The organism is Salipiger pentaromativorans (assembly GCF_024721115.1).
GTDB classification, from domain to species: Bacteria; Pseudomonadota; Alphaproteobacteria; order Rhodobacterales; family Rhodobacteraceae; genus Salipiger; species Salipiger pentaromativorans.
In genome coordinates, this window is the sequence record NZ_JAMDHK010000018.1 from 69220 (window position 1) to 89158 (window position 19939).

Annotated in this window: 21 protein-coding genes and 1 pseudogene; 6 read left to right on the top strand and 16 right to left on the bottom strand. The window is 61.3% G+C overall.

Annotation, left to right across the window (positions count from 1 at the left end; genetic code table 11):
- Nucleotides 1–66: 66 nt before the first annotated feature.
- The 4 genes from M4578_RS21745 to M4578_RS21760 all read right to left on the bottom strand — a co-directional run bounded on the left by M4578_RS21745 (nucleotide 67) and on the right by M4578_RS21760 (nucleotide 1895).
- Complete coding sequence (locus M4578_RS21745; protein WP_205964847.1) at nucleotides 67–309, bottom strand: ATP-binding cassette domain-containing protein; 243 nt, start codon at nucleotides 307–309, stop codon at nucleotides 67–69.
- Nucleotides 306–662, bottom strand: a complete 357-nt coding sequence (locus M4578_RS21750; protein WP_198952313.1) for an ATP-binding cassette domain-containing protein — start codon at nucleotides 660–662, stop codon at nucleotides 306–308. Before M4578_RS21750 ends, M4578_RS21745 begins: the two co-directional genes overlap by 4 nt.
- A 117-nt stretch (nucleotides 663–779) precedes the next feature.
- Complete coding sequence (locus M4578_RS21755; protein ID WP_027264375.1) at nucleotides 780–1055, bottom strand: hypothetical protein; 276 nt, start codon at nucleotides 1053–1055, stop codon at nucleotides 780–782.
- Nucleotides 1056–1088: 33 nt separating this feature from the next.
- On the bottom strand, nucleotides 1089–1895 hold the full coding sequence (locus M4578_RS21760; RefSeq protein ID WP_071974356.1) for an ABC transporter substrate-binding protein: 807 nt from the start codon (nucleotides 1893–1895) through the stop codon (nucleotides 1089–1091).
- Between the two features lie 249 nt (nucleotides 1896–2144).
- On the opposite strand from M4578_RS21760, the gene M4578_RS21765 reads away from it, so the two are divergent.
- The gene (locus tag M4578_RS21765) at nucleotides 2145–2669 is read left to right on the top strand and encodes a CoA transferase (protein ID WP_250637868.1); all 525 of its coding nucleotides are present in this window, start codon (nucleotides 2145–2147) and stop codon (nucleotides 2667–2669) included.
- Nucleotides 2670–2712: 43 nt separating this feature from the next.
- Nucleotides 2713–3330 (top strand): annotated as a pseudogene (locus M4578_RS21770) (CoA transferase).
- Between the two features lie 96 nt (nucleotides 3331–3426).
- On the opposite strand, the gene M4578_RS21775 reads toward M4578_RS21770, so the two are convergent.
- From M4578_RS21775 to M4578_RS21790, 4 genes are all read right to left on the bottom strand, one after another.
- Nucleotides 3427–3606 carry an SDR family oxidoreductase gene (locus tag M4578_RS21775; RefSeq protein WP_027264377.1) on the bottom strand — a complete coding sequence of 60 codons (180 nt, stop codon included), beginning with the start codon at nucleotides 3604–3606 and terminating at the stop codon, nucleotides 3427–3429.
- A gap of 395 nt (nucleotides 3607–4001) precedes the next feature.
- Nucleotides 4002–5048, bottom strand: coding sequence for a TRAP transporter substrate-binding protein (locus M4578_RS21780; RefSeq protein ID WP_036051585.1), 1047 nt, complete (start codon nucleotides 5046–5048; stop codon nucleotides 4002–4004).
- A gap of 62 nt (nucleotides 5049–5110) precedes the next feature.
- Nucleotides 5111–6391 (bottom strand): TRAP transporter large permease, encoded by a 1281-nt coding sequence (locus M4578_RS21785; RefSeq protein ID WP_223228101.1) that lies wholly within the window; start codon nucleotides 6389–6391, stop codon nucleotides 5111–5113.
- A 2-nt stretch (nucleotides 6392–6393) separates the two neighbouring features.
- Nucleotides 6394–6924 carry a TRAP transporter small permease gene (locus M4578_RS21790; RefSeq protein ID WP_223228832.1) on the bottom strand — a complete coding sequence of 177 codons (531 nt, stop codon included), beginning with the start codon at nucleotides 6922–6924 and terminating at the stop codon, nucleotides 6394–6396.
- A gap of 281 nt (nucleotides 6925–7205) precedes the next feature.
- On the opposite strand from M4578_RS21790, the gene M4578_RS21795 reads away from it, so the two are divergent.
- From M4578_RS21795 to M4578_RS21805, 3 genes are read left to right on the top strand one after another with little or no spacing between them, the layout of a single operon-like run.
- A complete protein-coding gene (locus M4578_RS21795) occupies nucleotides 7206–8465 on the top strand; it encodes a CaiB/BaiF CoA transferase family protein (protein WP_071974357.1) in 1260 nt (419 codons plus the stop codon).
- Nucleotides 8462–9337 (top strand): GntR family transcriptional regulator, encoded by an 876-nt coding sequence (locus M4578_RS21800; RefSeq protein ID WP_027264381.1) that lies wholly within the window; start codon nucleotides 8462–8464, stop codon nucleotides 9335–9337. The genes M4578_RS21795 and M4578_RS21800 overlap by 4 nt, the downstream gene beginning before the upstream one ends.
- Before the next feature lie 4 nt (nucleotides 9338–9341).
- Nucleotides 9342–10505: an acyl-CoA dehydrogenase family protein gene (locus tag M4578_RS21805; RefSeq protein ID WP_027264382.1), complete on the top strand. Its 1164-nt coding sequence runs from the start codon at nucleotides 9342–9344 to the stop codon at nucleotides 10503–10505.
- Between the two features lie 84 nt (nucleotides 10506–10589).
- Here the strand turns inward: M4578_RS21805 and M4578_RS21810 are convergent, their stop codons facing one another.
- Genes M4578_RS21810 through M4578_RS21820 form a run of 3 tightly spaced genes read right to left on the bottom strand, consistent with a single transcriptional unit; the run spans nucleotide 10590 to nucleotide 13816 of the window.
- Nucleotides 10590–11756 (bottom strand): acyl-CoA dehydrogenase family protein, encoded by a 1167-nt coding sequence (locus M4578_RS21810; protein ID WP_036051588.1) that lies wholly within the window; start codon nucleotides 11754–11756, stop codon nucleotides 10590–10592.
- Between the two features lie 16 nt (nucleotides 11757–11772).
- A complete protein-coding gene (locus M4578_RS21815; RefSeq protein WP_027264384.1) occupies nucleotides 11773–13011 on the bottom strand; it encodes a thiolase family protein in 1239 nt (412 codons plus the stop codon).
- A gap of 16 nt (nucleotides 13012–13027) precedes the next feature.
- On the bottom strand, nucleotides 13028–13816 hold the full coding sequence (locus tag M4578_RS21820; RefSeq protein WP_027264385.1) for an enoyl-CoA hydratase/isomerase family protein: 789 nt from the start codon (nucleotides 13814–13816) through the stop codon (nucleotides 13028–13030).
- 113 nt (nucleotides 13817–13929) lie between these two features.
- Between M4578_RS21820 and M4578_RS21825 the strand changes: the two genes are divergently transcribed.
- On the top strand, nucleotides 13930–15033 hold the full coding sequence (locus M4578_RS21825; protein WP_036051655.1) for a CaiB/BaiF CoA transferase family protein: 1104 nt from the start codon (nucleotides 13930–13932) through the stop codon (nucleotides 15031–15033).
- 25 nt (nucleotides 15034–15058) lie between these two features.
- On the opposite strand, the gene M4578_RS21830 is transcribed toward M4578_RS21825, so the two are convergent.
- From M4578_RS21830 to M4578_RS21850, 5 genes are all read right to left on the bottom strand, one after another.
- Nucleotides 15059–15847, bottom strand: coding sequence for an SDR family NAD(P)-dependent oxidoreductase (locus tag M4578_RS21830; RefSeq protein WP_027264387.1), 789 nt, complete (start codon nucleotides 15845–15847; stop codon nucleotides 15059–15061).
- 12 nt (nucleotides 15848–15859) lie between these two features.
- On the bottom strand, nucleotides 15860–16651 hold the full coding sequence (locus tag M4578_RS21835) for an ABC transporter ATP-binding protein (RefSeq protein ID WP_027264388.1): 792 nt from the start codon (nucleotides 16649–16651) through the stop codon (nucleotides 15860–15862).
- Between the two features lie 61 nt (nucleotides 16652–16712).
- On the bottom strand, nucleotides 16713–17951 hold the full coding sequence (locus tag M4578_RS21840) for an ABC transporter substrate-binding protein (RefSeq protein ID WP_027264389.1): 1239 nt from the start codon (nucleotides 17949–17951) through the stop codon (nucleotides 16713–16715).
- Between the two features lie 34 nt (nucleotides 17952–17985).
- The gene (locus M4578_RS21845) at nucleotides 17986–19038 is read right to left on the bottom strand and encodes a branched-chain amino acid ABC transporter permease (RefSeq protein ID WP_027264390.1); all 1053 of its coding nucleotides are present in this window, start codon (nucleotides 19036–19038) and stop codon (nucleotides 17986–17988) included.
- A gap of 3 nt (nucleotides 19039–19041) precedes the next feature.
- Entirely contained in the window at nucleotides 19042–19926 is an 885-nt protein-coding gene (locus tag M4578_RS21850) for a branched-chain amino acid ABC transporter permease (protein ID WP_027264391.1), read from the bottom strand.
- Between the last annotated feature and the right edge of the window lie 13 nt (nucleotides 19927–19939).

Below are 19939 nucleotides of genomic sequence, written 5' to 3' on the forward strand. Positions count from 1 at the left end.
CAGTTTGCGCACGGTCTGTCGCCGCTGCCGGTCTGAATGGCAGGCGGAATGCGGGCACAGGGCGGGTCAGATTCCCAAATACGAACGGCGCACGTGATCGTCGTGGCGCAAGACGTCAGAGGCTGCGGCGAGGGCGATTGTCCCGTTTTCCAGAACATAGGCGCGGCTGGCGAAATCCAGCGCCATGTAGACATCCTGTTCCACCAGAAGAATGCTCAGGCCGGTGCGGCGCCGACCGTCGAGGGCCTCGTACATCTGCTCGACCATCAGAGGCGCGGGGCCGAGCGACGGCTCGTCGAGCATGATCATGCTGGGCCGGGCCATAAGCGCGCCCGATCGCCAGCATCTGCTGCTGACCGCCTGAGAGCCCTCCGGCAAGTTCGCGGGCCTTCTGGCTCAGCATCGGAAAGGGCGTCCTTTCGGTCTTTCGCGTCGAGTGCGGCGCTCGCACCCACGATCAGATTTTGCTCGACCGTGAGTGACCCGAAGACGTGCCGCGCCTCAGGAACATGGACGAGGCCGAGGCGCGGAATCTCGCTGGCGGCAAAACCGCCGATTTCCTTGCCATCGTGGCGGATCGCTCTGGAACGGGCGGCCACAAGGCCCGAAATCGTGCGCAGAAGGGTGGATTTGCCCGCGCCGTTCGGTCCGATCACAGCCACGACCTCGCCCTCGGCCGATCTCGATGCTGACGCCGTGGAGCGCGTCGAGCAGACCGTAACCGGAGACGAGAGACTCGATCGACAGCTTCATCTTGGGCCCCGGTTATAGTTTTCGCATCAGTTCAGAGGATTGGGCTCTTCCACAGCCACCTCTGGCGGCCAGATCGTGACCTTTTTCGTGCCGCCGTTCTTCCATTGCGCGATCAGGTTCTGCGATCCGACGTTCCTGCCGTGTTCGTCGAATTTGATCCGCGAGAACGGCGAGATCAGCTGATCGCCGGGGATGTCGATCTTAAGGATGGCGGCGCGAAGGTTCTCGGTCGTCAGTTTCTGGCCGGACTCAAGCGTCTTCTCCAGCACGGCCTTCAGCGTGTAGACACCGCGGTTGCACATCGACGCATAGCTTGACGGCACGATGCCGTGCCGTTACTCGTAAGCCTTCACAAAACGCTGGGCGCGGTCCATGTCGGGATTTAAGTAGTCCACCGTGCTGAGATTGACGTCCTCGACGAAGCCCCTGTCCACCAGTTGCGGGGTGCGCACATCAACCGGACCGCCACTGATTCCGACAATGTAGGGCTTGAAGTCATGCTGCTGCATTGCCTGGAGCTTGGTCACCACATCTTCGGTGTAGCCGGCCCAGATCACCATGTTGGCACTCGATGTCTGCACCCGCTTGACCGGCGGCAGAAGGTTGCGATCGCTGCGCGAATACGGCGCGCTGGCGGCGATCTCGATGCCCCGCTCCTCCAGCAGAACTTCGATCCGCTCGATGGTTCCGGCGCCGCGCGGGCTGTCTTCATAAAGCAACGCCGGGACGACGTCGCCTTGCGTCATCAGGTGTTCGAAGAATTCCACGACCGTGGCCGCCTCGGTATCGGCTGTGATCTGATCGGAGAAATACCATTTGTAACCGCGCTCGAGGAGCTCGGCCGACACCGCCGGCGAGTTCAGGTGAGGAACCCGCGCCTGCTCGGCGAACTGCGCCGCAGCCGATGTGCCTGCGCTGATCTCGCAGCCAAGGATGACCGGAGCCCGCTCGAGGCGGGTCAACCGCTCCATCACCTGGCGCACCACCCCGGGATTGCCCTGTGTGTCGTAAAGTTGGATCTTCAGCGGCCGACCGGCGACGCCGCCATCGGCGTTGATGTGCTCAAGGGCAACTGCGATCCCCTTTTGCGCATCCTGTCCGGTCACGGCGATCGCTCCCGACATGGCGACGATCGCCGGCATCACGATTTCTTCGGCTTAGGTGTTTGATCCCACGGTTTAATGGTGTGATCCTTTCGCAGGAATGGAAGGAGGCCCTATGGGACAAGTTCGTCACGGAAGCGCCACGACCACGCACGCCGTCAGAACAGCAATACAGCGATCGCAAGCTTCGCTCGCGGCGCTGCGCCCTTGGGTCGCGGGTCGACTGACCGCCAGACTACGGCGCGCATTGCTGACTCGAAGGGTGCGATACCGCAAAGGGAAAAGAAAATGGACAGTCAGCCGCAGCAGCCAGCCGAGGGGGACGGACCGCTTGCGGGTTACAGGGTGCTTGATCTTTCGGTCAACGTGCTTGGACCGGTGGCGATCCAGATCCTCGGCGACATGGGGGCCGACGTCATCAAGATCGAGTCACCCGACGGCAACTACACACGCCAGGTGGGACCGTCGCGCAACCCGAAGATGGGGGCACTGTTCCTCAATACAAACCGCAACAAACGCTCGGTCGTGCTCGACCTGAAGAAACCCGACGCGCGGGCCGCGCTCCTTGATCTGGTGCGTTCCGCGGACGTGCTGGTGCATTCGATACGCCCCGGCGCCGCCGAACGGCTGGGCGTCGACTACGAGGCGATCCGCGCGGTCAATTCCCGCATCATTCATGCCTCGTCTTCTGGCTTCCGGCTGGATGGTGAGCGCCGCGACTGGCTTGCTTTCGACGATGTGATCCAGGGCGCCAGCGGCGTAGCCGGGATGATGGCCCGGGCCACCGATGAGCCGCGCTATTACCCACGGTAATCGCCGACAACTATGCGGTTACATCCAGGCATCGTCCATCGCGATGGCCTTCGTCTGGCGCGAGCGCACCGGCCACGGGCAGCAGGTAAACGTGCCGATGATGGATGCGATGGTCAACTTCAATCTGATCGAGCATCTCTGGGGCGCAACGCTCGACCGGCCCGATCTGGGCATGGGTTACAGCCGGGTATTCTCGCCCCATCATCGGCCTTATCCAACGCAGGACGGGCACATCTGTGTGATGGCGGCGATGGACAACCAGTGGCTGCGTCTCTTCGACGCCATAGGCCGGCCCGAGCTGCGCGACGATCCACGATTTGCCACAGCAGAGTTGCGCACCGATCACATTGACTAGTTATATTGGTTCCTCGCCGAGGCAATCGCGGGGAATACAACCGCCGAGTGGCGCCGCCGGTTCGACGCGGCCGACGTGCCGAATGGACCGGCCAACAGCCTGGAGGATCTGCTGGTTGATCCCTATCTGGTTCAAACCGGGTATTTCGAGCGCCACGAGCACCCGACAGAGGGCGCCGTCGTGACGCTCCGGATACCGGTCCAGTTCTCGGACAGCCCCGGCCGGGTGCGCCGGCTGCCACCGCGGCTGGGCGAGCACACGGAGGAGGTTCTGTCCGAAATCCGCCTTCCGCGCGCCGACGCCTGACGGAACCAGGCCAGGCGGGCAGCCGGTGCCCGGCTGGCCAGGATCGGTTCGCGGCCAACCGGACCCGCCTGTCCCAAGCTTCCGGCTCCGCCCATTTTACTGCGCGGTATAGCCGCCATCGACCACCATTTCGGATCCGGTCATATAGGATGCCTCGTCGGACGCCAGAAACGGCACCGCCCCGGCTACTTCTTCCGGTTGGGCCGGGCGCTGCATGATCGTTGTCCCAAGTATATCCTTCTGACCGTCCGGGTCAGCCAGTCTGAAAGGAACCATCGCCGGAATCAAATGTGCGGAAGATCCTGTACGTTATCCATCCAGGATTTCTTTCGAGATGGTCATTCATGCGTCCTTTCGATGAAGCATGGACCGGATCAGTCATACACAAAAGGTCGGACACTCTCGCTGCCGCCCATCTGCGCCATATCGCCGAAACCCAATTCGCCCGCGCCGTTCGCGCATCAACTCGTCGCCGAGATCGGGACCGGCGAGGCGCATCTACGCCAGATCAATGTGGCCGAACGTATGCACGGCTCGCCCGGACTTCAGCTGCATAACGGACGACCAGGCTGAGTGTCGAAGGGCAGGATTCAGATGCACCCACCGGCTGACTTCTGCGCGTTTTTGGTGGCCTGGCCCGACACAGGAGCCGGGCCGACCACGATCTGGTATCAGTTCCTTTTCAGCGCGGACCGGAAGGCTTCCAGGATCTCGGTTCCGGGCTTGCCTTGGGCATCGAGTTGCTCGGCCCATTCGGACCCAACCGTCGACAGGATCTGGTTCAGCTTTTCGACATCTCCGGCGGGCAGGTCAACGAAGGTCACGCCCGCCTCGGCGATCTGCTGCTTGACTTCAAGGTTCTGGCGGTCGGCAGTTTCGCATCCTTCCCTAGTCAAATCTTCGCCGATCTCGGTGATCGCCTGCTGGACGTCTTCGGGCAGACTGTCCCACTTTTCCTGCCTGATCACGTAGGTCGCGACAAAGGAACCAAAGTTCATCCCCTGCGTACCCCAGTCAAGGAATGTTTCCATTCCGTAAGGGGTGACACTGGGATAGGGGAAGAGCCCGGCGTCGATCGTCCCGCGCGACAGCGCCTCGCGCACTTCGGGCGCCGGCATCTGCACCGGCACGCCGCCGATTTTCTGGACGGTCAGGTCAAGCGCGCCGCCAGTGCTGCGGATCTTCAGGCCGTCCATGCTGTCCAAACCGGTGATCTCACGGCTCGACGTCAGCAGGTTGTAGGGCGGCAGCACCATCGCCATCAGCAGGCGCACGCCGTTCGGCGCGAATTCGGCCTGGTCTAGCGCGCCGCCGGGCTTGGCGATCTCCCAATAGGCCATCGTGCCCTCACACGACGTCGAAAACGCCTCGGGCAACTGCCCGACCGCCGAAAGGGGCATCTTGTCGCTGACATAGGAGGGGCCGACATAGCCGATATCGGTCACGCCGGTCTGGGTCAGCGAGAGCAGGTCCTTGGCCTTGCCGAGTTGCTGAGCCGGGAAGTACGCGAACTCGGTTTTCCCGGTCCGCTCGCTCACCCGTTCCATGAAAGGTTCGATCAGGCTCTGGGCAATGTAATGGCCGGTGGGCAGGCTGTCGGCCGCGCGCAGTTCGATCTCCTGCGCTGCAACCGGCTGCACGGCGAGCGGTAGCAAGGCAACGCTCAGGGCCCAGCCCGCTGTCCGTAAGGGCGATGGGAATTTGGATATTCTGGTCATGATTTCATTCTCCTCCTGTCTTTTAGGGTTATGGACTGGCGCTATTGCGCAGGCCGACGTCGTCAGTTCATTGTCGAGGGCAGCCACAGCACCAGCACGGGAAATGCAGTGAGCAACGCGATCACCAGCAAATGCGCCAGAACATGCGGAAACGTCCCGCGAAAGATTTCGCCCAAGGGTCGCCGGGTATATCGGGCCACCACAAAGACATTCATGCCCAGCGGCGGAGTGACCATGCCGACCTCGGCCGTCACCACGACGATCACCCCGAACCAGATCGGGTCGAAGCCCAGCGACAGGACCAGCGGCAAAAGCACCGGCACCGTCAGGATGAGGATGGCGATCTGGTCCATGAAGGCACCCAGAAAGACGTAGATGATCAGGATCACCACCATCACCCCCATCGGCGAAATACCAAGGCCGCCGATCCATTGGGTCAAATCGTTGGTCACCCGCGTGAGGGTGAAGAAATAGCCAAAGATATGCGCGCCGAGGATCACGAAAAGGATCATGCAGGTGGTCTGCGCCGCCCGTCTCAGGCAACCCCAGGCTTGGCTGAATCCCAGTTTGCGCTCGTGCAGCGCCAGCAGCATCGCGCCGAAGGCGCCGATCCCCGATGCCTCGGTCGGCGTGGCAATGCCCGAGTAGATCGTGCCGGTGACGGCCAGGAACAGCAGCAGCATTGGCCCGACACGCGACAGCGACGCAAATTTATCGCGAAAGCTGTAAGGCTGGCCGGCAGGCGCGACCGAGGGATCAATCCGCACCAGAACCGCGACCGTGGCCATGATGGTCAGAGCGACCAGAATCCCCGGTATCACCCCCGCCACCAGCAGCTGTCCGACCGAGACATCGGCAATGATCCCATAGAGAATCAGCGCCACAGATGGCGGAATCAACATCGCCAGTGTGCCCGAAATCGCCACGACGCCGCTGGCCAGCTTGGGGTCGTAGCCTTCGTCGATCATCGCCGGGATCGAAGTGGATGCCAGCGTTGCCGCCGCTGCCGTGCTCGACCCCGAGATCGCGCCAAAGCCCGCCCCGGCTACCGCGGTAGCCATGGCCAGGCCGCCGCGGAGACGGCCGACCCAAATGGTTGCAGCGCGAAAGAGATCTTGCGCCACGCCCGAGATGATCACGAATTCGGCCATCAGGATGAACATCGGGATGGTGATGATTTCGTAGGAATTCGCGGTACTTAGGGGTGCAGTCTTCAGGATGCCGCCCAGTACCGCCATGCCGCCGAACAGATAGAGCCCTACAGACCCCGAAATCGCCATTGCCAAGGCCACCGGCAGCCCGATCACAAGCAGCCCGGCCAGAAGCGCAATTACCAGAGCCACCGTCACAGGACGTCCTCCCCTTGGAGCGCGGTGGTCTCGGGCGGGGGCGGCATTTCAACCAGATCGTGGCGCGAGAAGATGGAAAACGCGTGCCCGACCACCCGGTAGATCAGGCGCAGCGTCAGCAGCGCGGTGCCAATCAGGACGACCAGATAGGCCGGCCAGGTCAGCCATGGGACCAGCGCGGCGATCCGGTCCTGCCCGGCATAGGCGCTCTGGAAGCGGCCCCAGGCCTCGAACGCGATCAGCGCCATGACAACTGCCCCTGCAGCATAGCCCACCGCCTGCCCCAGATGGCGAACCCGTCGCGGAAGTATGTTTTGGAACAGATCGATTGCCACGTGCCCGTGATGATGGAGTGTGTCGGGCAGCATCAGGAAGAATACCGTGACCACAAGGTAGAGACCGATCAGGTCGTAGGACCAGCCCAGTGGCATCGAAAGCGCGTAGCGCATCGCAACATCCACGACCACGATCAGCATGATCACCGCCAGTGCGACACAGGCCAGCGCCGCAAACCCGGTCTCTAGCACGGCCAGCCCCCGCGAAACGGCCAACAGGCCGCGCGCGCCCCCCCTTTTCTTCGGCGGTTCCATTGCGGCCACCCCCCCCCTTTTTTTTGGCGCTATTTCGGGCCATTTCCATCGGCGATTTCCACGCCGGAAACGAGCCGCCTTAGCCTCATTGTGGCGCCAAACTTAGCAAGGCCCCCTTGCATGTCAACGCTCCCCGTGCAAAAAAACTAGCAATACAGTCTTTTAGTCTTTTGTAGCGTGCGGTCGGTGCAGCCGATCCGGTGCCGGGGGGGGGAATCATGTTTCAAATGCTCGACGGGGTGCGCGTGGTAGAGCTGGGCCATATTCTCCTGGCCCCCTACGCCACCCAGTTCCTGGGCGATTTCGGCGCTGATGTGATCAAGGTCGAAGCGCCGGAAGGCGACTATTATCGGCGCCTCGGCGCCTCGCGCGTGCCGGGTATGACCGCTCAGTGGATGGCGGTGAACCGGAACAAACGCAGCATTGCGCTTGATCTCAAATCCCCCGAAGGGCGTGCGGCGCTGCTGGAGATGCTGAGTCAGGCGGACATCGTGGTTCACAATATGCGAGTGCCTGCGATCGAGCGGCTGGGTCTTGGATATGACGCCGTGCGGGAGGTCAATCCGCGCATCGTCTACTGCGCCGCGATCGGGTTCGGGCAGGACGGGCCCTATGCCGACTTGCCCGCCTTCGATGACCTGATTCAGGCCCGGTCGGGTCTGGCCGAGGCCAACGGGCGCAACGCAGGTGCCCCCGCCTTTGTGCCGATGGTGGCCGCCGACAAGATCACCGGGCTGGCGCTGGGTCAGGCGATGCTGGCCGGCCTGTTCCGGCAGCGCACCACCGGCGAAGGGTGCTACATCGAAACGCCGATGTTCGAAACGATGATATCGGTGATGTTGAGCCAGCATTTCAACGGGGCGGCCTTCCGGCCTCCGGAAGGCGGGTTCGGCTATGCGCGGGTCATGAGTCCATTCCGCAAACCAGCGCAAACCAGCGACGGTTTCATCGCGCACGGGATCTACAAATTCGATCAATGGCAGCGGTTTCTGCGTGCTGTGGGTCGCGACGACGTGGCCGACGGCCCCATGATGACCGACGCGGCGACCGCACAGCGGCATTTTCCCGAACTCTATGAACTTGTTGTAACGCATATCCTGCCGCAGCGGACCACCGCAGAGTGGCAGGCGCTGTTCGATGCCCTCGATATTCCCAATGCCCCAGTGATGGCGATGGAGGACCTGCCCGACGATCCGCATGTCCGCGCCGTTGGCCTGATAGAAGATTATGACCATCCCCAGCAGGGGCCGATGCGCCGGGTCCGAAGCCCTTATACGATGCGCGGCGTCGAGATGGGCCCCGATCTTCCGGCACCTGCCCTTGGCGCACAGGGCACGGCGATCCTGGAAGAGTTCGGCTTCTCACCGGAAAGGGTTGCTCAACTGATAAAGGCCGGTGTCGTTGTGCAACCCGAGCAGGACTCGTCGGTAAACGACGGTCTGACAGGAGCGGTGCCTCGGTCCGGCGACCAGCCTTGAGCGGCACCCGGACCACCGGCGTCGGCCACTGTCCCCGCCCGGAGGAAGGCTCGGCCAGGGAACTGCTTCGGCAGCGTGACGGCATCCCCTTGTATCTCAAGCTCGCAAGCCTATTTCGCGAAAAGATTCGCTGCGGCGATTGGCCCATACACAGCCAGTTGCCAACCCTTCCGGCCCTGCGCGACGAATACGGCCTGGCGCGCGAAACCGTCCGCCAGGCTCTTGGGGTTCTGCGCAATGAGGGCATGATCGACAGCACGCGCGGACTGGGCACCTTCGTGACTGCGGCGGCCGAGGAGAGCGAGCCACGTGCGCCCGCCTACGATCCGCTGACGCTCGGGGCACAGGTGCGTATAGATATATTGTCGCGTGCGCCCTGTAAGGAGCTTCCCGATCTTGGCCGCGACCTGACGGGGATGGAAACGCCGCTGGTTCATGTGCGCAAGCGCCATCACGCCGGGCAGCAGCCGTATTCGCTGGTCGATCTGTGGCTGCCGCAACGCTATTTCGAGATGCTGCCCGAGGGCGCTGACGAAACGCAGCTATATTCGCAACTGCTGCGCGACCACACCGGCATGACGGATCTGTCGGGCGACCAGATCATCACCATCGTTCGGGCCGACATCGCCACCGCGCACCTGTTGGGCATCACCCTCAGCGAGCCGGTGGCCCATGTGGTCTCGCGCTTGTTCGATCCCGAAGGCCGCCCGGTCATGGCTCACCTCGTGCAGATCCGCAGCGACGTCTTTTCCGCCGAGCGCCAGTTCGGCAATCTCGCCACAGGAGATCCCGGCTCCTGGCGCCCGCATATGGCGGAACCCGCCCCGCCCGAGCATTCGGGCGAACCACACCCACGTCAGAAGAAGGAGTGATCGCATGGATTTCGATCTCACCGAAGAGCAACGGGCCATCCGCGACGCGGTGGCCAGGATCTGCTCGCGTTTCGACGATGCCTACTGGCTGGAACGCGAACGAACCGGGACCTTCCCCGAAGATTTTGCGGCCGAGATCGCAAAGGGCGGTTTCTATGGCGTCACGATGGAAGAGCAGTATGGCGGATCGGGCCTGGGTATCACAGAGGCATCGCTGGTCATGCAGGAGATCGGGCGTTACGGCGCGGCGGCCAGTTCCGCGGTGCATATCAATATCTTTGGGCTGCAACCGGTGGTCGGCTTCGGCACCGACGAACAGAAGGCTCGAATGCTGCCGCCTCTGATCCGCGGAGAGCACCGCTCCTGCTTCGGCGTAACCGAACCGGACGCCGGCCTTGATACCACGCATATCTCGACCTTTGCGCGCCGACGCGAAGACGGTGGGTATGTGGTCAACGGGCGCAAGGTCTGGACCTCGACCGCACAGCGCGCAGATCACATCCTGCTGGTGACCCGGACCACGCCCATCGAGGACTGCGAGCGACCGACCGACGGCATGTCAGTGTTCTACACCGATTTCGACCGCAGCAAGATCGACGTGCATGAAATTGCCAAGATGGGCCGCAAGGCGGTCGACTCCAACGCTATCTTCATTGATGGGCTGGAGGTGCCCGAAGAGGACCGCATCGGCGCGGAAGGTGAGGGTTTCAAGGTCCTGCTCCACGGGCTGAATGCCGAGCGGATCATTGTCGCCGCGGCTGCGGTCGGGTTTGGGATGTACGTACTGGAAAAGGCGGCCGCCTATGCGCGCGAACGCGTCGTCTTCGACCGTCCAATCGGCCAGAACCAGGCGATCCAGCATCCGCTGGCCTCGGTGTGGATGCGCCTTCAGGCGGCGGAACTGATGACCTACAAAGCCGCCACGCTTTACGATCAGGGCAAGCCCTGCGGGCTGGAGGCCAATACCGCGCGCAACCTCGCCGGCTCGGCGGCCTACGAAGCGGCATTCCGCGCGGTGCGCACCCACGGCGGCTTTGGCTTCGCGCAGGAATACCACGTCGAGCGTTACTTTCGCGAAAGCGTACTGAACTTCATCGCGCCGGTCAGCGAGGAGTTGATCCTCTCCTACGTGGCCGAGAAGGCATTGGGGATGCCCAAGTCCTACTGACTCTTCGCCCGTATCGCGATCACTCCGGGTCGTGCCCACCCTCGACGCTGACGAGCGCCGACGGTGGGGCGGCCAAGGCCCTTTTCAGAACGCGTTAAGCCCGGTCAGGTTGCGCCCGATGACCAGTTTTTGGATTTCGGTGGTGCCATCGGGAATCGGCATGACCTTTGCATTGCGGAAGTGCCGTTCAACGGGGAACTCTTTGGTGATGCCGTTGCCGCCGTGGATCTGCACCGCTTTGCCGGCGATTTCGACGGCCATTTCGGTTGCATACCATTTCGCCATCGAGGTCTGGGTGTCACAGCGCACGCCCAGGTCCAGAAGTTGCAGCCCGCGCTGGCACAACAGGCGCGCGGCATCCAGGTGCGTGGCCATGTCGGCCAGGTAGCCTTGAATCAACTGGTGCCCGCCGATCGGCTTACCATGTTGTTGGCGATCCTGCGCATATTTGACGGCACATTCCAACGCCGCCTGCGCTATGCCAATGCTCGTCAGGCCGACAAACACGCGAGCGCTCTCAAACAGTTTCAATGTCTGGAACAGGCCGCCGCCTGCATTACCCAGAACATGGTCAGCGCTGGTTTCGGCACGGTCGAAAAACAATTCGCAGGTCGATGCACCGACAAGCCCCAGCTTGCGCAATTCGCGGCTCTCGTAGTTGCCGGTATCGCGGTCGACGATGACCATGGAAATACCGTCGTCCAGATTGCAGACAACGATGGCGAAATCCGACTGGGCCCCATTGGAAATCCAGAGCTTCTGGCCAGTGACGAAAATCTTATCGCCCTCGCGGTCCGCACGTGTCTTGACCTCGCGTACGTTCGAACCGACCTCTGGTTCGGAAATACAGGTGGCACAGATCCGTTCGCTGCGCAGGAGCGGCTTCAGATAGGCCTCTTTCTGCGCCACATTTCCCAAGAGGTTGACCGCGAACACGGCATGACCCTGAATCAGCACCGCGATTGCCAGATCGGCCCATATCCGGGCCAGTTCCTCGTATAGGATGCCATAGGTCATGCGGTCGATTCCGGCACCGCCGTCCTCTTCGGGGATCAGGCCGCTGATCAGCCCGAATTCCTCGACCTTGGCGAACAGGGACTTCAGGGTTTTCGCATCGGGGGGGTGGCCGAGGTTCTCGTATTTCTCGGCCAGCGGCGCGAACTCTGCCTCGGCCATCTTGCGGAAGTTTTCCAGCAACATGCGTTGCTCATCTGTATAGATTGCCTGAGCGGCGGCGATCACGTTTTCCATGGTTCGTCTCCTTGTTTCAACGGCCCAGAATGGTGACGCAGGCGGCCGCTTCTTCTACCCCGTGCAACCCCCCGCCGTTTTCGGCGATGGCGTTCTTTGCCCCTTCGACCTGACGCGCGCCAGCTTCGCCGCGTAGTTGCGTGACCAGTTCGAAAACCTGCCCTATCCCTGTGGCACCGACCGGGTGGCCCTTGGATTCCAACCCGCCCGAGGGGTTCACCGGAATGCGTCCACCGATCTTTGTCTCGCCGCGCAGACTGGCGGGACCGCCCTCGCCGAATTCGACAAATCCGAGGTTCTCGATCTGGATCACTTCGCCCACGGCCGTGGCGTCATGCACTTCGGCCACCGATATATCCTCGGGGCCGATCCCGGCCTGTTCATAGGCCTCAAGCGCGGCAAGCCGGGTCAGGTGGTTCTTGTAATCTTCCGGCGGACGATCGGTGCCCGAGCGCAGGATCGCGGCCTTGACCTTGATCGCGCGCGCGGGATCTAGGCCCAGACGTTTTATCCCCTCGCCGGTGCATAAAACGGCCGCAGCGGCCCCGTCCGAGATCGGGGCGCACATCGGCAGGGTCAGCGGATAGGTGATCGGCGGCGCGGCCAATACCCGATCGACGCTCATGGCTTCTCGGTATTGCGCCAGTGGATTATGCACGGAATGCGCATGGTTCTTGGCGGCGACGGCGGCGAACTGTTCCTGAGTTGTGCCAAAGGTCTTCATGTGCAGCCGGGCGAAGCCTGCGTAGACATCCATGAACACGCTGTAGGGCTTGGGCGATTTCGATCCTTCGGGTTCCTCGACCCCTGCACCCAGATCGGCCAGCCGTTGCGCGACCTCTTCGCTGTTGCTGACGTCCCAGCCGCTGTCGAAGGCCGAAAACATCAACGCACGGTCGTCAGAATACATCTTTTCGGCGCCCACGGCGAGACAGCAGTCGCCATTGCCGGCCTTGAGGAAATCGACTGCCAGTTTGAACCCGGTCGAGGCGCTGGCGCAGGCGTTTTCGACATTCACCACCGGAATGCCCTGAATGCCCATTTCACGCAGCGCGATTTCGCCGCGGATCATGTGCTGGCCCTCCATGTGGCCCTGCACCGCGTTCGAGAAGAATGCGCCGTCGATACGATCTGCCGTCACTCGGGCATCGGAAAGCGCGGCGGCGACGGCCTCGCCGGTCATGTCCTTGATGGTTTTGTCCCGGAACTTTCCGAACGGCGTCATCCCGATGCCAACGATGTAAATGTCCTGCATCGTTTGTCCTCCTGACCTAGTATCCGCGAAACTGCGGTTTTCGTTTTTCATTGAACGCCGACAGACCCTCGTGCATGTCCCAGGATCGCATGTGCGCGCGCAGGTTCAGCATCTCTTCGGAAAGCGCGGCGGTTTCGTCCACGTCCAGCGACCGATTGGAAACCGTCTTCATGCGGCGTAAGACCGCCGGGCTTTTTTCTGCCAGCCTGTCGGTAAAGGCCTGCACCGCTTGTCGCAGGTCTTCGTCCGCGACGACCTTGTTCACCAGTCCCCAGTCCATCATGTCCCGTGCCGAAACGTTCTCGCCCGAGAACAGCAGGTATTTCGCGCGGTTCAGGCCAATCCTACGCGGCAGGATCGCCGCACCGCCGGCCCCGGGAAAGACGCCAAAGTTGGAATGTGCGTCGCCCAGTTGCGCGCTTTCGGCGGCAAAGACCAGATCGCAGGCCATCACCATTTCCAAACCGCCCGCCATCGCCAGCCCGTTCACTGCGGCGATCACCGGTTTCGGGCCATGTCGCATAAGCCCAAACGTGTGATCGACAAGATCCAGAAGATCCGGCTCGCCTGGTGCATGTTTGGCGCCAGCAACTTCTTTCAGATCGGCACCGGCGCAGAATGCCCGGCCAGAGCCGGTCAGGACAATTGTACGCACCCCATCGTCGGCCAGCGCCGATTCCAGTGCTGCCGCCATCTCGCGCAGCATCTGCGTTGACATTGCGTTGAGCTGTTCGGTGCGCTGGAAGGTAATCCATTCAGTTTTTGCGACCCGCTCAACGAATAGCGTCTGCTTTGCCTCACTCATGCTAAGCTCCTGATAATTATACATATTATTGGTTTTTCGCCTTGTCTTTTGCGGCGATTTACGCTGCACTCGGGCGGACCCGCACGTGGAAAACAAAAGAACTGGAGATTGATATGAGCACTGCACCCCTGGCCGGCCTGAAAATCCTCAGCCTTGCCGAACAGTTTCCCGGTCCCTATGCCACAATGCTGTTGTCCGACATGGGAGCCGAGGTGATCATGATTGAACGCCCGGGCATCGGTGATCCGGCCCGGCAATTTCCGCCCTTGTTCCGGGCACTGAACCGAGGCAAGCGCAGCGTTGCGTTGGATCTGAAATCGGCCGAGGGGCTGGCACGGTTTCGCGAACTGGCCAAGGAATCGGATGTCATCGTCGAAGGGTTCCGCCCTGGCAAGCTTGCGGCCTTGGGTGCCGGTTTCGAGGACATGCGTAGTGTCAACTCGCGGCTGGTTTATGTATCGATTTCGGGTTACGGGCAGGACGGCCCCTATCGTGACAGGGCTGGCCATGACCTGAGCTATGAAGGGGTTGGCGGTTTGCTGGCCGATCAGGCCGATGCAAAGCAGCCCGGCCCTGTGCCGCCGATCCCCCTTGCGGATGTTGGCGCGGCGTTGTTCGCGGCGATCGCAATCCTGTCGGCGGTGGTGTCGAGCCAGCGCACAGGGCAGGGGCGTTACGTGGACGTGTCCATGTCGGATGCGGTGGTTTCGATGTTGACCGCATTCCTCGTTCCCGCCGCCAATGGAACACCGCTGGGCGAATTTATCGCCGAGCCGGGCTATGGCGTGTTCACCTGCAAAGACGGCAAGCTCTTGACCTTGTCCATCGCGCATGAGGACTGGTTCTGGAAACCGTTCTGCGATGTGATCGACAGGGCGGATCTTGCGCCGTTGACAGGCCGCGACCGTGTCGCCCGCAAGGCCGCGCTGCGCGAAGAAATCGCGGCGATTCTGGTTGGCAAGACGCGCGCCGAATGGGGCGACCTTCTGGATAAGGCGGGGGTGCCATGGGGTCCGGTCAATTCCCTGGTCGAAACGTTGGACGACCCCCATGTGCGTGCGCGCCAGCTGCTGCGCAAGATTACGCATGACGGCGGCAAGGCCGAGACTTTTATTGTCCAGCCGTTGAAATTTGATGGCTTCGAAACCGCAACACCGAATCTGCCCCCTGAACTCGGGGCAGATAATGACAGCGTTTTTTCGGACGACGCCACCTAGAGGCGGCGGTTGGTCGATGTCTACTCTAGCAGGCAAACGAATACCCACCATTCACTGGATAGGTCTGTCCGGTGATCCAGCTGGCAGCATCCGAGCAGAGGAACAGGATCATTCCGGCGGGGTCTTCCGGCTCGCCCAGACGGCGGATCACGTATTGCGACAATGCCCGCTTCTCGGTCTCTGCATCCGGGATCAGGTCGGCGACAGCCGGAGTTCTTGTGCCCCCCAAGGCGACGCAATTCGCGGTGATCCCGAACCGGCCGCCGGCCTTTGCAATTGCCCGCATGAAGCCGGCCGCACCGGCCTTGGCCCCGGAATAAACCGCCAGATGCGGTTCACCGACACGGCCGGCGTCGGAAATGACGGTCACAATGCGCCCATAGCCACTGTTAACCATCAACGGCATGGCGTGACGGGTGCAGTTCAGCACCCCATCGAAATTGGTGGCCATCCAGCGGCGCCATTCATCGGGATCGGATTCCCAAAAAGGGACCAGATCGTCGAGCCGCGATGTCGGCCCGGCGTTGCCCGCATTGTTGACCAGAATATCCACGCCGCCAAATGTGGTCTGCGTTTCGGCAAACGCCGCGCCAACCGCGTCGAAATCCGAGACGTCGAAGGCGAGCGGCAGAGCCTTTGCACCCGCTGCCTCCACTTCCGCGGCAACGCTTTCGGCCCGTTCGGCGTGAAAATCGTTGACAACGATGGCACCGGCTCCGTGTTCCGCCAGATAAAGCGCGACTTGCCGACCAACGCCTTGCCCCGCTCCGGTTACAAATGCGGTACGACCTTTGATGGAAAGCAGGTTACTCATCTTCGCTCCTTTCTATCCCAGCCATCTCTTCCGGCGGCGATAGTGTTTGATATCTCGATAGCTTTTGCGCTCGCCCGATGCGGTTACGCCGAGATAGAATTCCTTGATGTCCTCGTTGTCAGCGAGCTTGTCGGCAGGGCCGTCCATCACGATCCGGCCGTTCTCCATCACATAGGCATAGTCGGCGATCGATAGCGCCGCGGCGCTGTTTTGTTCGACCAGGAAGAAGGTCGTGCCTTCTGACTTGAGCTGCTTGAGCACTTCATAAACATCCCGGACCATCATCGGGGCCAATCCCAACGACGGTTCGTCGATCGCGATGATCTTGGGGCTGGCCATCATGGCCCGGCCGATCAGCAGCAGTTGTTGTTCGCCACCAGACATGAAGCCAGAGGTGCGGTTGCGCAGGTCCGCAAGCCGGGGCATCAAGGTGTAAACATGGTCCAGGCGCTTTTTCAGCTCGGCGGAGTTGGGCACCATGTGCCCGCCGACGATCAGGTTTTGCTCTGACGTCAGATGCCGCAAAACGCGCCGCCCTTCCATCACATGGATGAGACCGTTCTTCACGACTTCCGAGGCTTCCATGTTCTGAATGGGAGTTCCGTCCAGAACGATGGACCCCGCCGAAACGGTTCCATCCTCGGATTTGAGCGTTCCCGAGATGGCTTTAAGCGTCGTGCTTTTTCCTGCGCCATTGCCACCGAGCAGAGCAACACATTGTCCCGCACGGACTGTCATGGACACGCCTTTGAGCGCCAGGATGACGTCGGAATATGTCACCTCTACGTTGTTGAGTTCCAGCATGGTCATATTGCCCGGGGCTAAGGATCAGAACGGGCGCCGCGACTGCGGCGCCCGGATTAATTCACCATTTCTCAACTTGCGGAACGTCGACACCCGTTGCCGCGATGGTGATTTTCCCATCTTTGACGGTGCCCACATTCACTTTGAGGCCTTCCAATGGGAACGGTGCTTCTGGCGTAAAGGACAAGGTCGGCAGGAACCCATGGGTTTCTTCGGTGGTGATCGGTTTGGCAAAAAGCGCCTCACGTACCATCTCTCCGGTCAGGCCCTCGGCGCCGTTCGCCTCGATCGCGTGATCGATCACGGTCACGGTATAGAGACCCTGAGATACGCCCATTGCGGTCACGACGTTCCAAGGTGCTTCGAGTCCGTAATCGGCAACCAATGTCTCGTAGAATTGTCGCGCGGGAGTGTCCTCATCGGCCGCAATCACCATGCCGTAGGCTTCAAAGTCCCCCTCCATTTGCTCAAGCCCGCCAAGCGCGCTACCCGAGGCTGGAAGCCCGTTATGCGAACTCATCATGATCGGGATGTTCGCCCCGTTGGCCTGCAGCCCACGTTTCGCGGCAACCACGATAGAGGTGTTCGTTTGGATTACCAGCACCTCGGCCCCGGCTCGTACAACGCGGCGCATTTGCCCCGTCAGATCGGTGGGTTGAACTTCGGTATAGATGACCTCGACGAGGTCGATCTCCTCGGGGTGCTCTTCGGCATAGAGTTCAATGCCCTTTGCCATGTCGACATAGGCAGGCGATGCTTCTGAGGCGAGGATCGCAACCTTGAGCGGTTCGTCTCCGCCGCGCTGTTCACGCATCCAGTTCAGAAAGCCGACACTTTCGTGCGAATAGGTCGGGCGTGGGTTGAAAATCCAGGCATCCGGTTGCCAGGCAAAACCGTAGGCCGCTGTGGCCATGAACATCGGGATTTTGTCTTCCGGCAGGCGTTCGGAAAGGGCCGCGACGTCGGGCCCGCCGAGGCCGACAACCGCAATCGGGTCCAGTTCCGATTTGATCCCGGGCCAGAGACTTGCCACCTGTGCCGCGTCATAGCGGGTTTCGTAGTTTTTGTAGTTCAGCGTGACGCCAAGTTCCTTGCCGCGGGTTTCATTCCACCAGGTGAACACAGCCTCACGTCCGCCGGCCAGAATGGGCATGATGTCAGCATAAGGGCCGGAAAAGTCCGACAGCAGGGCCAGATTATAGGTCTCTTCGGCCTGCGCCTTCAAAGGCATGGTCGCCGCGGCCGCCAAGGCAGCCGCAGCCAGAAAGCCGCGAAGACCTCGATTCGATTGGTAAGTCATATTCTTCCTCCCAGGTTTAGAGCCGCTCTATTTCTCAGTAAGGAAACGGCCAGATACGGTATGACGACTTCAGGATGTTCCAGCGGTGCATCAGCCCCTTGGGTTCGAGGATCATAAACAATGCGATCACGCCGCCAAGAACGACATTCATGCCAGCGAACACGATGTCACCGCCAAGGAATGATACCGAGTCGGCGATATTGGGGCCGACCGTCGCGATAATTTCCTGGATGATGCGGATAATGAAGACGCCGATCAGGGCCCCCACGATTGAACCCATCCCGCCGACGATGATCATCGCGACGAAGAAGATCGAGTGAAACAGGGTGAACTGGTCTACCCCCACGAAGCGGATCAGATAGGCCCAAAGCGCCCCGCCGACGCCCGCATAGAAAGCGCCGATCAGGAAGGCATTTGCCTTTGTGGCCGCGACATTGATCCCCATTATACCCGCGGCCACGTCATCATCCCTGACCGCCACGAAGGCACGGCCGAAGCGTGACCGAACGATCCCGAACGCGCCCGCCACCATGATCGCGGTGACCGCGAAATTCAGATAGAACTGCGAAGATTCGCTGACAAATCGCAGCCCGAAAAGCTCGGCCGGGGGCACGGTGATACCGTTCGATCCACCCAGCCAGGTAGACGGCAGGTTCAATACGGCAAAGTGGAACAGGAACTGAGCTGCAATCGTGGTCAGTGCCAGATAGAACCCCTTGATCCGCGCCGCGGTCAAGCCAAAGAGAAAGCCGAACAGCGCAGCCGAGAGCCCGGCCAGAGGAATGGTCAGCAGAAACGTAAGGCCGGTCTTCGAGGCCAGTATCGAGGCCGTATAGGCCCCGACCCCCATGAAAGCCGCCTGACCCAGGTTGATCTGGCCCGCATAGCCGGTGCAGATCTGAAGCCCGACGGCGATGACGGCGCTGATCATCATCATATTCAGGATAGCGATGATACGGCTGCTCACCAGGTAAGGCGCCAACAGCAGTAGAGCCATGAATACGACGAGGGCCAGAAACTGCCAGCGCGTTCGGATCAAACGTCTGTCACTGCGATAGCTTGTCGGGAATACGCCGGAAGGGTCCATGGATTACACCCGTTCAATTGTGCGCCAGCCGAACAGGCCGGTCGGTCGGATCAGCAGAATGGCAAGCATGATGATATAGGGGACAACGCTGCCCAGTGACCCTCCGATCAGCGGGTCAAGATAGTTGGTTGTCAGGCTCTGGACGATGCCGATAATCACGCCCGCAAGGATCAGCCCGCCGATGGATTCCAGCCCGGCAAACAGCGCCACCGGCAGGGCCGCGAACCCGATATCCGAGGCCAGGAAGGTCAGCGATTTGCCGCTGAGAAAGATCATCGCACCAATTGTGGACAGGATTGCCCCGAGAACCCAGGCAAAGGCAATCGAGCCTTTCACCGAAATGCCCATCGAGGAGGCCACGACGTGGTCTTCCGCCACGGCGGTCATCCGCAGGCCGGACCGGGTCCGGTTGAAGAACCACGACAGGCCGACGGCGGCGACAATGGTGATGATCCCGCCTATCAGGAGGTTCATCGGGATCAACATGTCGCCGAGGAACAAGGGTTTCAGCGGGAAAATGATCGGGAAGGGCCGCACGGCGGGACCGAACACAAGCAGCACCAGACCGCGCAGCAGGATCAGAAGACCGACGGTGACCATGACCATCGAGAAAACCGATTCACCGATCAGCTTTGTCAGGAAAATCCGTTCGATTGCGTACCCGACCAGCCCGGCCAGAACCAGCGAAAGGGGTATCGACAACCAAAGGCTAAGCCCCGCTTGCATCGTTGTGAACCAGACGATGAACCCGCCGATGATCACAAGCTCGCCCTGCGCGAAGTTGAACACCTTGCTGGCGCGATAAATCACAACAAAGCCCATGGCCACCAGCGAATACAGAAGGCCGATCAAAGCCCCGGTAATGATGTCATTGATGAAATAGACCATTGTCGCCGACCTC

Excerpts from the sequence above, each read along its gene's own strand:
- M4578_RS21745 (WP_205964847.1), bottom strand. The coding sequence starts at position 309 with ATGATCATGCTCGACGAGCCGTCGCTCGGCCCCGCGCCTCTGATGGTC.
- M4578_RS21755 (WP_027264375.1), bottom strand. The coding sequence starts at position 1,055 with ATGTGCAACCGCGGTGTCTACACGCTGAAGGCCGTGCTGGAGAAGACG.
- M4578_RS21760 (WP_071974356.1), bottom strand. The coding sequence starts at position 1,895 with ATGCCGGCGATCGTCGCCATGTCGGGAGCGATCGCCGTGACCGGACAG.
- M4578_RS21765 (WP_250637868.1), top strand. The coding sequence starts at position 2,145 with ATGGACAGTCAGCCGCAGCAGCCAGCCGAGGGGGACGGACCGCTTGCG.
- M4578_RS21775 (WP_027264377.1), bottom strand. The coding sequence starts at position 3,606 with ATGGTTCCTTTCAGACTGGCTGACCCGGACGGTCAGAAGGATATACTT.
- M4578_RS21780 (WP_036051585.1), bottom strand. The coding sequence starts at position 5,048 with ATGACCAGAATATCCAAATTCCCATCGCCCTTACGGACAGCGGGCTGG.
- M4578_RS21795 (WP_071974357.1), top strand. The coding sequence starts at position 7,206 with ATGTTTCAAATGCTCGACGGGGTGCGCGTGGTAGAGCTGGGCCATATT.
- M4578_RS21805 (WP_027264382.1), top strand. The coding sequence starts at position 9,342 with ATGGATTTCGATCTCACCGAAGAGCAACGGGCCATCCGCGACGCGGTG.
- M4578_RS21810 (WP_036051588.1), bottom strand. The coding sequence starts at position 11,756 with ATGGAAAACGTGATCGCCGCCGCTCAGGCAATCTATACAGATGAGCAA.
- M4578_RS21815 (WP_027264384.1), bottom strand. The coding sequence starts at position 13,011 with ATGCAGGACATTTACATCGTTGGCATCGGGATGACGCCGTTCGGAAAG.
- M4578_RS21820 (WP_027264385.1), bottom strand. The coding sequence starts at position 13,816 with ATGAGTGAGGCAAAGCAGACGCTATTCGTTGAGCGGGTCGCAAAAACT.
- M4578_RS21825 (WP_036051655.1), top strand. The coding sequence starts at position 13,930 with ATGAGCACTGCACCCCTGGCCGGCCTGAAAATCCTCAGCCTTGCCGAA.
- M4578_RS21830 (WP_027264387.1), bottom strand. The coding sequence starts at position 15,847 with ATGAGTAACCTGCTTTCCATCAAAGGTCGTACCGCATTTGTAACCGGA.
- M4578_RS21835 (WP_027264388.1), bottom strand. The coding sequence starts at position 16,651 with ATGCTGGAACTCAACAACGTAGAGGTGACATATTCCGACGTCATCCTG.
- M4578_RS21840 (WP_027264389.1), bottom strand. The coding sequence starts at position 17,951 with ATGACTTACCAATCGAATCGAGGTCTTCGCGGCTTTCTGGCTGCGGCT.
- M4578_RS21845 (WP_027264390.1), bottom strand. The coding sequence starts at position 19,038 with ATGGACCCTTCCGGCGTATTCCCGACAAGCTATCGCAGTGACAGACGT.
- M4578_RS21850 (WP_027264391.1), bottom strand. The coding sequence starts at position 19,926 with ATGGTCTATTTCATCAATGACATCATTACCGGGGCTTTGATCGGCCTT.